Genomic DNA, 11,205 nt, shown 5'->3' on the forward strand with positions numbered 1-11,205 from the left:
TGGCAGGTCTGATATTTTGGGGAACGGCCGTTTAATTTTCACTCTCATCAGCAGGTGGTTCGGTGGGTTCAGCGGCTGGTTCATTTTCGTCGATTGGTTCTTCTTCAGCGTCTTCCAGCACATCCTCTTCCTCGACTGCATCTGCTGGTTCCTCGTCAATGGGTTCTTCGATAGGAACTTCAATTGGCACGACCGGGGCAAAAATCGGCGGATATTTCAGCACGCGGTTGTTGCCCGCATCCACTACGTAGATATTGTCTTGCTGGTCGATAAAGATGCCATTGAGCAGATTGAAGCTGTTACTGTCCGTGCCAAACTGCCCAAATTTGCCAACATAATTGCCCGTCTGGTCAAAAATAAGCACCCGTGGTGATTCCGGGTCGGTAACGTAAACGCGGCCACCGCTGTCTACCGCCAGGTAAGGTTTGTTATTCACCGAGGTGTTGGCCGGCCAGCCCGTGTCGAGCAGCCATTCGTTCATGGGAATCAAGTCGGCGGTGAGCTGTTGGATACGGCCGTTCCATGTATCGGCCACGTACACAAAGCCATCTGGCCCCGTAGCAACACCAACCGGTTCATAGAACTGTCCCAGCGCGGCACCAAACTGGTCGTTGCCAGCCCCTAACTGCCCGATGAAGTTTCCTTGTGCATCCATCACCTGAATACGATGGTGGCCCGTGTCAGTGACCAGCACGCGGTCACCGTCTACGATGGCAATATCACGCGGGCCAAAGAATAGCCCTAGCCCTTGTCCTGACGGATCGTCAATCGTGTTGCCGGGACGGCCGTAGCTGCCCACAAACTGCCCATCCAGCGTAAACTTCTGCACGCGATGGTTCCAGGTGTCCGCTACGTACACAAATTGCTCGTCAATGGCCAACCCCCACGGCCCTTGCCCTTCGGGGTTAAATTGACCGTTGCCTGCACCGGGGCCGCCAAAGCTGTCCAGGAACTGCCCTGCGGCATCAAAGATTTGCACGCGCTGGTTGCCAGAATCGAGGACGTAAATACGGCCGTCTTCACCCACCACCACATTGCGTGGCGCAAATAGCTGGTCATCCGCCGCCCCGGCAATGCCGCTGGGGTTAATCACCAGCTCTGGCACCACCTGAATTTCACCCTCTTCATAAGGCACTTCCAGACCGGGCGCACCAACCGTTTCTAGCCCATAATCCCACAAATCAACCAGCACATCTTTGCGCACGTACAGGCGCAAATCGTCCCGCAGCGGCCATTGCCCATCGGTAAGTGTGCCGCCAAATACCTGGCTGTAGGTGGTGAAATCCCGGTAGAAGAAGATGTCCCACAATGCTTCACGCACGTTTGGGTTCAGTAAGCCCCGTCGCTCAACCCCTTCTGGGCGATTGGGATCGCCCAAAATGGCGGCCCAGCCAATGTTGCGATACTCCTCCATCGGCCACCAGAGGTAGGTATAGGTGCGGTAAGTGTAATTGTTGCCGAGTAGGCGGTCTACCTCATCCCAATTGCTGCGCCCCACAATGACGACGGGGGATTCATTCAGCGTCGCCGACGGGCTTTCGCCAAAATAAACGCGGTTGGGGTATTCGCGCATGTACCAGGTAAACGGCCAGGAGACGCCGCTGCCGCCAAAGGCCACACGCAGGCTCTTGTCGCCGTGCATACGCGTGGAGAGCGTTTCGATCTGGTCTAGCACCATGCTTTTGGCAGCGGGCGCGCCGTGTGCGTACACCATAAATTCGCGGGCGTAATCGGCATTGGGCCAGCTAGAAAGGTACGTGAAGCGAATGGTGAGCAAACTGAGCAGGGTAAACAGGCTCAAAATCACCAACGGACGACGCAGACGGCCGTTTACTTCTTCCCGAACCTGCTGCCAGAACCAGAAGACGATGGCCGCCAGCACAATGCCGCCCAGTAGTTGCCCCAACTGTGTCAGATTGCCAAGCTGCTGGTTGCCAAACTGTACACGACCCAACAAGACTGGTCCCAAGGCCACAAAGACGGCCACAATCAATCCCAACGTTAATCCGGCAAATAACAACGCCTGCCGCGAGAACAGTTCGCGCCATTCAAACTCTTTGAACCGCTCATTGATGTACCAACCTGCCAAAAGCCCCATCGGAATCACAAAGTGGGTGCTCAGCCACGGCATTTTTTCCCCGGCAACGCTGTAGGCTGTCCAGGTAAGCATCAGCCACCAGCTAACGAAGGCAACAAAATCGCACATGATCTCTCTGCTTAAAAGCCCTGTCAAACCCTTTTCCAGCCCATGCGCCCGCAAAATCTGCCCACGCCGGATAAAGAACCAGACCAAGATGGCAATACCCAAAATAAGGATACCGATCAAAATGCCGGGTAAGCGGCTGATTGCCAAGCCGCTGAGGACGTTCTCCAGGTTGAATACCCAGTTGCCCAGGCTGTACCCCAGCAATGCCAGCAGAACGGCCGTAAACCAATACCCTGTTATCTGATTTATTTTTTGCTTCAATAGCCAAAAGCGGATGGCAAGTAGCGAGAATATCAGCGGTAAAAATTCGTAAAAAGGCACCACAAAGAAGTAGTAGAAGGCAGGCTGGTTGCCGCGCTGCACCTCCTGCTGCTCTAGCCAGTATCCTAATGAGCCAATCGTGCCGCTGGTCCAGCCTGCGCCAATGTTGGTGAAAACGGAGGTATACAGCACAAAAAAGATGGCGTGATAAATGAGAGCTGCGATCACCCAGCGTCGCTGATCCCACCACAGCCCCACCAAAACGGCCGCTGCCAAAGTGATAATCAAAAAGAGCGCTGTTAAAAAGAGAGACGAGTTGACGAAGCTGCCCCAGCAAGCCAGATCAAATATACGGGCAAAGAAAATTTGAACGGCCGTCATCGACTCTTGCCCAGCTACCAAACAGCCATTCATCTGGTTGGTGTAATCCAGCGGATTGCCACCCGCCAGCACCACAAACAGCGGCGAGGCCATTGGCAAGATCAGGGTCGTAAACAGCACAATCAAATCAAATTCGGCATAATTCTTCAAAAACGGCCGGAACCGAGCCGCCATCCAAAACAGCCCTGCGCTAAAGGCAATAATGCCGATAATTTCTACCCAGCCCAGACGTGTTTCCACGGCACTGGCTTCTTCGCCGCTGGTGGCAACCACGGCATCTTCTACGGGATCGGCGGCAAACACGCCCGTTTCCTCAGTCAGGGTGGGGGTTTCTTGCTCGGCAATGAACTGCTCTGCCAGCAGGCCACCGCTCACCATGAGCAAGCCCAGCAAAGCCAGCAGTACGGGCGAGGTGAGCTTGTTTAGATTGTTTCGCAACCAGGGAGCCATCCAAACCTGCGGGAGCAGCCGAATAACCAAGAAGCTGCCAAAGATGGCAACGTAAATGAAGGAAACTTCTTTCGTGGCGAACATCAGCGCATTGCCAGCTGCAAACCACCACAAATATTTATCCTCTTTTGTTTGGAAGTAATACCAAATAGCAATGAAGATAATCATCGCCCAGACAATGACGTAAATGTCGTGCCGAATGTAGCGAGAGTAGTAGGTGAGGTACGGGGAAATGAGGAACAGGAAGCTGGTGACCAACCCGCCAATTTTGCCCAGCCAGGGGCGTAAAAAGTAGGGCATCGCTACCAAAATGATGCCAAATATGGCAACCGGCACTCGCGCAGAGAAGTCGTTGTCACCAAAAAGCCAGTAAAAAATGGGGGTGATGTGAAAGAGAAACGGCCCGTGCATAAGCGGCGTGTGGCTAAAGCCATCCCCAATGAAAAACTGGTAAGAGAATTGGGTGTGTAGACTTTCGTCATGGCTCATGACCCGGTCGCCCAGCCCCCAAAAGCGGGTCACAATGGCGGCCAGCAGAATTAGCAGGTAGGCAGCTTTTTCCCAATCAATGTTGACGCTAGCCAACAATGGCCGCGATAAAATGTCGGTTTTTGGTTCAGGTGTTGTTAGTTCACTCATAAAATGTCCAGCAAATATTTTCGGTTTTGAGGACTGGCAGTCCTTTGCACAATTTTACTGTAACTAATTTGACAATGTTAGATTCACGGGCCACGAGCCTTTCTAAGCCGTGACTTTCGTGAGCGAGTACGATTATCCAAGTGTTTGACAACCAATTCAGCCGCCTGGCGTGACGACAACTGCGGCAACGGCAACGCGGCTCGTAGCAAGGTACGAACGTTAACAATCGATAAATTGGGCAAAGTATCCGTTTCGTAGGCAGCCAACAAAGCCGGGTCACGAGGATATGCCTCCGTCCACTCGAGCAAGGTTTCGGTGATGAAGGCACTGGCCATGATGGTCAAGGCGAGATGGTGAACCCAGGCAGGGTACTTCTGGGCCTGAAATTCATCCCACCCCAACTCCGATTTGGCGTCCTGATGGGCCCGTTCGATGAAGTAGCGATGCGACTTGTGCCGGGCCATTGTCTCCAGAGGAATATCAGCCGGGGCATTGCTCAGTGAATAAGTAACTTTACCGTTGGCGCGGCGGATCAGCAGCCATTCCTGGCGGCAACTTCCCTCTTCACTGACGGTCCACACCCGTTGCCGGGCAAATTGGGCAGTGAGATGGCCCCGTTCATGTGGACGAAGGGTGATGGCGGTGAATGAGAACGCCGATGCCAGTTGTTCAGGTGTGGTCTGACTGCCTAACACAGTAATTTGGACATGCTTGCGCTTTGGTTCCCGGATGACCTGAGGTTTCTCCAGATAAAGCGACAAGTTGCAGGGAATATCGGCAAAGTATTGGATGGACAGCTGGTCTAATTCAGCCCGCAACCAGTGGCTGCGGCCATACAAGCTGTCGCAGTCAAAGGCGTCAAAGGCGACGCCATTGGCCAGGACCCGCTTGACCATGACCAGTACCAGTTCGATCTTGGTCTGAAATTCCCGGTCAGCGGGGATGGCTAGCTTGTTGCGTCGCCGCGCATAGGCCGGGGTGAACCATTTTTCTGGCAAGTACAGTTCGCCATCAATCCAGGTGCGGTAGCCATCTTTGGCCAAGGCCAAAAACACACCCACCTGACTCATGTCAACTTTTCCCAGGCGACCATTGTGCTGCCGACTGCTGCCGGCGCTGCCATCACCGGCCTTCTCCTCTGCACTTTCATCAGCAATGAGGACACTGCCTTGCTGGTAGTGGGGCAAACTGCTGATATCTTGTTGCAGGACGGCGATCAAATCGTTCCCGGCCCAAGGTGAATCGGCGATGAATTGTTGCAGATTTTGTTCGGGGATTCCCGCTACACGGGCAATCCCGCTGATATGCCGGTTGCTCTCCATTCGTAACAAGCCACTCAGGTAATGATAGCCATATTCACTGGTATCGCGTGTCTTGGTTTTCATCCAATAACGATAACGTTCATGATACTGGTCAAGCCGCTCACCCAATTTATCGATAGCTGCTTCATTTAGCCCCCACTGGGCTAACCGTGAAGTTTTTTCTTTTCCATTTTCAAATTTTACTGATATTGGCTCTCACGAGCCTAATTTAACATTGTCAAACTAAACACAGTTAAGGACTGCCAGTCCTATTTAATTTGTGCTGATAGGCACGGCCGCTACCGGTGTGGGTGGTGGGGCCGGGGTTTGTACGATGGCCGGAGTCGGTTGCTGGCTAACGGCCGTTTCTGTAGCCACAATTTTAGCTTGCGTTTGGGTGGCGGTGGGCGTGTTGGTGGTTGTGGCGGTGACAGCCAGGCTGGTTGGTTGTGGTTGCCAAAGAGCATTGCTGTCACTGTTAAACCAATGCCAGCCGCCCAGCAGCATCACTAGCAGCATCGCTGCTACGGCGAGTTGGCTTACCGTCGGCTGTGCTGGCCATACTTGCCAAAACGGCCGTTTCTTTTTGGGAATGGCGGGCATTAGTTGAGTGAGACGGCCGTTTTCAATCTGGCCAACCTGGGTTAAGGTCTCACGCACCAACTGCCGTACCTGTTGTTCCTGGGGCATCATCGTCATGGTTCAATCTGCTCCGCCAACGCCTTCCGCAACGCGTTATGCGCCAGCCGCATTCGGGATTCGGCCGTTTTGGTGGGAATCCCCAAAATTTGGCCGATTTCTACAAAAGAAAAACCTTCATAATAGCGCAGCACGGCCGTTTCCCGCAGCTTGTCTGACAACGCTTGAATCGCTGCCCAGACCACCTGCTGCTTTTCCGTTAACTGCATCATTTCTGCGGGGGAGGGTGCCTCAATATCGGTCACATCCTGCCCCTGGTTGATGAGCTGACTCAACGAAAAGGTAGGCAGCCATTTACGCCGCCGCTTGTTGTGGCAGCGGCTAACTGCAATGCGGTACAGCCACGTTTTGAACGCTGATTTATTGGCGTCGTACTGATCCAAGCGGCGGAAAGCGTACTCAAAGCTGTCTTGCAGCACCTCTTCCGCATCTTCCCGGTTTTGCAGCAGGCTCATGCACAGTCGGTAGATCATCCCGCCGTATTCGTTATACAGCGTCACGTAGGCCGCATCCTCACCCGCCAGGCAGCGTTGGATGAGTGCCTGACTTTGCGGGTCGGCGTAGGTAGGTAAATCAGCCTGCCACGGCTGCAAGGTCTGTTCAGAAAAGTTACTCATGAATAAAAAGCAGGAACACAGAGTCTCACAGAGATCAAAGGCGTTTCACAGAGCGTATTTTCTTTGTACACTGCCGTATTCCTAAAAATTTTCATTTTATTGTCCATTAATCAAATCTGCCCGCACCCACACAACAGCACGCTCGACAGGCGTAACGGCCGTACTGTCACGGAAAAACCACCAGCGGAATGTGTCGTAAACGGCCGTTGCTGGACGTTCGGCAGGCGGAATGGGTTCCGTGCGGCGGATGGCAAAGTCGGTGCCACTGTAGCCGGTTGCCAATCGAGATTCCTGGTTGGCGGCAGTGATAAGTACCTGTTGATCTGGCAGTAGCGGCAGCGTGTCCAGCAGTTCAAGCTGGTCATATTCCCGCAAATACCAATTGAGAGCCGGAACATCCAGCGTCGTGCCGATTTGTAATGTCGTGTCAGAATTGGCTAGCTGTCTGGAGAGGATTTGCACGGTATCATCCAGCTCACGGATGGCCAGATCGGTGCCGATTTGTACCCAGCGTTCACGTGGGTCGTTGGCCGCTTGCTGCCCCAGCCACCAGCCAGTGCCCCACTGGTAAAAAACAGCAAAACCCAAGATAGCCAGAAGGATGCCCTGCGAAACGGCCGTTGCCTCCTCAGAAGCCGCAAAGTATAGCACTAGACCCACAAATAAAATCGTGAGCAAAATCACGATGAGGTAAATAGTGCCTTCTTGTGGATTGACTTGGGCGGCGCGGCCCAGCCTGGCTGAATTAATGAGCAGCACAAACGTGCCTGCTAAACTGGCCACTGCCGTAATGCCGCTGAACCAATCCCAGCGACGCCGCCAGGCTGCGTTCACCATGATGCTTGCCAGCAGCGCGGTAGGCAGCGTGAGCAGCAGGGCATTGCTCATAAAATCGCGCTGGAGCAGCAGCAAAATCAAGCCGCCGCTTAGCCAGTAGACCGTGAACAGGGCCAGCGGGTGGCCACGCACAATGGCCCACAGTAAGCCAGCCAGCCCCAAAACGATGAGTACGGGTTCGTACCGCACAAACGCCAGCAAAGGATCGAGCGTGCGTTCTCCGCCAAACTGCTGGAACCATGTTCCCGCCAGCCCGGCCGACCCACCTAAGCCAGTAGGCAACAGCAAAAAGAAGCTGCTCAGCAGCAGGAAAATCGCCCCCCCAACGGCCGTTCCCTTGCGCCAGTTGGTTTTTGTGGGCTGCACCTGCCAGCCCGCCACAAACAGGGATAGCCCCAGCCGAGCGTGTACAAACCACGCCAGCAAAAGGGTAATCAGCCCACTGTAAAAAAGTGCAGAACTGGCAAATCCTAAGCCGAGTGCGCCGAACAGAGTATACAGCCAGCGGGTTGCGGCCGTTTCCTGGTAGCGAATGAAGGCGATGAACAGCAGCAGCAAGGCAAACAGGGCCATGCTGTCGCCGCCAGCCGTTCGGGCAGCGATCACGTTGAGCGGGGAGATGGTGAGCAGAACGGCCGTTACCAACGCACCTTTCGTACCCAAGCGATGGCGTAACAGCCAGGGTAGATAAACCAATCCCAGACCAAACAGTGCCGGAACCAGCCGCATCACGCCATCGCCAAAGCCAAATAGCTGCGTAAGCCAACCCGTCAGGCTGAAATAGGCGGGACTACTAGGGGCAAGGACGGCCGTTTCTGGCTGCCAAAAGTTCCATACCGGTAGTGCTTGCGTTGCCTCTGCGTCAGAGAGTGGCAAATGGCCTAAATTGGCCAAACGCAAGATGGCCGCTGCCAGCAAAATCAGCCCCAGCAGCCCGTCAGCTACCGTCAGGCGGCTAAGCCAGCCCGCGAGAGGTTGCCGGTGTATTGCTTGCGGTGTGGGGAAAATCTCCAATCTCTAATCTCCGATTGTTCAGTAAGCAGTATTCAGTGAGTCAGTTTTCAGTAATCAGTTGACTGATTGCTGCCTTACCGATTACTGTTTACTGGCTCTGCCAGCGGTAAATGGTAACAGAGCTATTCTGGTAAGCAACTTCTAGCTGCTCGTTGAACTTGTTGCTGCCGGGCAAACGGCCGTCTATGCCGTAGGTGTTGCGTTCCAAATTGCCCACATAAATATAATCGACTCCGTATTCGGTGAGCGTGTTGGCAATATTGTTATTGTCCCAGCCGGGAAGCGTGTAAATTTGCTGCACCACTGGGTCGCGTTCCGCAGGTTCCGGTGTGCTGTAGCCGCGCCACTGATACTCATGACCCGCCCAGCCCAACAGGGTGGGGATGCCGGTGCTGGCGGAGATACGGCCGTAGGCGGAATATTGACCACCCACTGCCTCAACAATTGTTGGTGTCCCATCTACATTGTCGCGCAGCCACATGATTGCTGCGTACTCATCTGGGTTGAAAGTGGCTGTCTGTGCCAGGCCATTTAGCGTCGGCGGTTGCCGATTGGCAGCGTCTGTCGGCCCGCGAAACTCGATAGCGCGTGATTGAACTGCAAGGTAGGGGAAGAGCAGGGTGCCAATGAAAACGGCCGTGTACACCACGGTCACGCTTGCAGGTACCAACTTGCGACCGCTTTCTCGCGCCGCTAGCCACAAATAAGAGAGACTAAACAGCCCAGCCACGCCAAACATCACCCACGCCTGGTAATAAAATTTGAAAACCGTGTTTAGCCTCACCCCGAAATTATCCCGCAAATAAACAAACTCTGGCCCCAGCGTGAGCAATGCACCCGTGGCGATGAGGAGCAGCACGAAGGGTAAGGGGCTGGGCGATGCGAGCATCACAGGGTGAGGGGATGACAAGGTGACAGGGTGAAGGGGCGATAAATCCTCTGTGGCTCCCCGTGCGTTCTCTGTGTCGCTCTGTGTTCCGCTTTTATCCAACAGCCCCTGCCAAGTCATCACGACCAAACCCAATAGTGCTGCCAGCATGAACGTGACGCCAGGCAGAGCAAATTTGGCCCTAAGCACGGTGGGGAGAATACCGAGTACGGCCGTAAATCCCCAGCCAAATGCGATATTCCCTTCTGGCCGATCAGGCAGTGCCAGCCCCAGCTCATTTGCTAAGCTCACAATCCGCCCGGCACCATCGGCACTGCTAGCAACAATGAACCCCAACAGCAGCGCAACCAGTAGCAAACCAACGATGAACGAAACGGCCGTAATCACCCCAGACTTCCATCGCTTAAATTTGTACCGATTCGCCAAACTTAAAATCAACGCCCAGATACTTAGCAGCGGCAAACCGAAAATGATTAAAAAGTGGGTCAATCGGGTAGGACGCACCAGGGTTGGCAGCAAAAAGGGGGCGCCTGCCTGAGAGCGAAACCCTAAATAAAACGGCAGATAAAGAAGAATTGCCGGGATCGCCAGCAAAACTGCTAGCCAGATTGCCTCTGTGAGCCACCGATTTTGCCAGCCAAACCGTCGCCAACGGTTTAGCACAAATGCCCCTAGCACCACAAACAGGTGAATGAGCACATCCCACGTGTTTAAGAACGACAAGCCGCCCAGAACCAGCACCGTGATGGCCCACAGCGGTTTGTTGGGAACTAGAGACTGGAGACTGGAGATTAGAGACTGTTGGCTGGATTTAGTCTCCAATCTCCAATCTCCAATCTCCTTTTCATCTTGCTGCCACCACAAAAAGGCCACTGCCAGGCTCAAAAAGGCAAACGGCAGTGCCAACACGTGTGGGTGCATGTCGCCCAAAATGAAGCTGAAACCGGGGAATTCTGCGATAGGTTCCAACCCTTCAATAACTTGGCCGGAAAGGGTATATTCATTAATGACGCGGGAACTGCGCCACCACCATAAATATCGTGGACTTTCCAGATCAACTGCCGGGCCGTTAATGTTTCGCACGTCGAGCCATGCCCAAAACTGAGTAGAACCCATGCCATTCCCGTGTAAAGTCTCCAGGATGACTTGCAGATTGCCTGCTATGGGTAAGGCAATGGCCGCTATCAGCCCCAATGTTAGCGCCAAACGGGACGCGGATTGCTTAAGGTGTTGTCCGTAACTGAGCACCAAATTGTAAACCAGCCCGAATGCGCCTACTCCCGTTCCAGCCATTAGCCAAGCTAATCCCAAGTTAAAGGCAACTGGTTCAGCAACGGCCGCTAACCGCCCCAGCACCGAGATCATCACATACCCAAAATAGTAGTAGCTAATGGCAAACCCTGAGAGCCAGGGATCAACTGGCGGGAAGCTGGTGCTGCGGCCGACAGCATTGAGGAAAGCAAACTCCATTGGTTTTTCGGTGCCAACGATGGCTGGATTTTGGGCGCGAACCCAAACCCAGAGGCCAAACAGCAGGGCAAAAACCAGCTCGGTGAGCAAAATGTGTTGCCAGCGTCCCCAAACCCAGGCGCGTAATTCTGCCCCGGTGCGCCGATACGCCCAGAAAGAGAGGCCGCCCATGAGGGCTACAGCCAGCAAAATGCCGCCCAGATTATTTTGCAAGAAACCCAGGCTGCCTAAAAACCAGGACAGGTAGCTCACCAGCAGCAGTGACAGCATCTTCACAAAGGCGTACCCTCGGTCGGGCAGCTTTTTGAAGAGGGAGAAGGCAAGTGGGGTAACGGCCGTTCCCAACAGGAACAACACACCCCACCAGCGAATCGCTGCAAAAATGTCTTCCCAAGCTAGCATGAACTTATCCTCGTAGGGGCAGTTCGCGAACCGCTCCTA

At 54.1% G+C, this 11,205-nt stretch carries 6 protein-coding genes; all 6 read right to left on the reverse strand.

Annotation, left to right across the window (positions count from 1 at the left end):
- Positions 1–31 precede the first annotated feature (31 nt).
- The 6 genes from ACOQPU_RS05065 to ACOQPU_RS05090 all read right to left on the reverse strand — a co-directional run bounded on the left by ACOQPU_RS05065 (position 32) and on the right by ACOQPU_RS05090 (position 11,166).
- Positions 32–3,937, reverse strand: a complete 3,906-nt coding sequence (locus ACOQPU_RS05065; RefSeq protein WP_420644042.1) for a flippase activity-associated protein Agl23 — start codon at positions 3,935–3,937, stop codon at positions 32–34.
- An 83-nt stretch (positions 3,938–4,020) separates the two neighbouring features.
- Complete coding sequence (locus tag ACOQPU_RS05070) at positions 4,021–5,322, reverse strand: IS701 family transposase (RefSeq protein WP_420640693.1); 1,302 nt, start codon at positions 5,320–5,322, stop codon at positions 4,021–4,023.
- Between the two features lie 189 nt (positions 5,323–5,511).
- Positions 5,512–5,937, reverse strand: a complete 426-nt coding sequence (locus ACOQPU_RS05075) for a hypothetical protein (protein ID WP_420644043.1) — start codon at positions 5,935–5,937, stop codon at positions 5,512–5,514.
- Positions 5,934–6,554, reverse strand: coding sequence for an RNA polymerase sigma factor (locus ACOQPU_RS05080; protein WP_420644044.1), 621 nt, complete (start codon positions 6,552–6,554; stop codon positions 5,934–5,936). Before ACOQPU_RS05080 ends, ACOQPU_RS05075 begins: the two co-directional genes overlap by 4 nt.
- 96 nt (positions 6,555–6,650) lie before the next feature.
- Positions 6,651–8,405 (reverse strand): glycosyltransferase family 39 protein, encoded by a 1,755-nt coding sequence (locus ACOQPU_RS05085; RefSeq protein ID WP_420644045.1) that lies wholly within the window; start codon positions 8,403–8,405, stop codon positions 6,651–6,653.
- A gap of 88 nt (positions 8,406–8,493) precedes the next feature.
- Complete coding sequence (locus ACOQPU_RS05090) at positions 8,494–11,166, reverse strand: DUF2298 domain-containing protein (RefSeq protein ID WP_420644046.1); 2,673 nt, start codon at positions 11,164–11,166, stop codon at positions 8,494–8,496.
- Between the last annotated feature and the right edge of the window lie 39 nt (positions 11,167–11,205).

The organism is Candidatus Leptofilum sp. (genome assembly GCF_965223285.1).
In the GTDB taxonomy this organism is placed as follows: domain Bacteria; phylum Chloroflexota; class Anaerolineae; order Promineifilales; family Promineifilaceae; genus Leptofilum.

What these genes read in the sequence shown, in the direction of transcription:
- ACOQPU_RS05075 (WP_420644043.1), bottom strand. Translation starts at nt 5,937, where the DNA reads ATGACGATGATGCCCCAGGAACAACAGGTACGGCAGTTGGTGCGTGAG.
- ACOQPU_RS05065 (WP_420644042.1), bottom strand. Translation starts at nt 3,937, where the DNA reads ATGAGTGAACTAACAACACCTGAACCAAAAACCGACATTTTATCGCGG.
- ACOQPU_RS05090 (WP_420644046.1), bottom strand. Translation starts at nt 11,166, where the DNA reads ATGCTAGCTTGGGAAGACATTTTTGCAGCGATTCGCTGGTGGGGTGTG.
- ACOQPU_RS05080 (WP_420644044.1), bottom strand. Translation starts at nt 6,554, where the DNA reads ATGAGTAACTTTTCTGAACAGACCTTGCAGCCGTGGCAGGCTGATTTA.
- ACOQPU_RS05070 (WP_420640693.1), bottom strand. Translation starts at nt 5,322, where the DNA reads ATGAAAACCAAGACACGCGATACCAGTGAATATGGCTATCATTACCTG.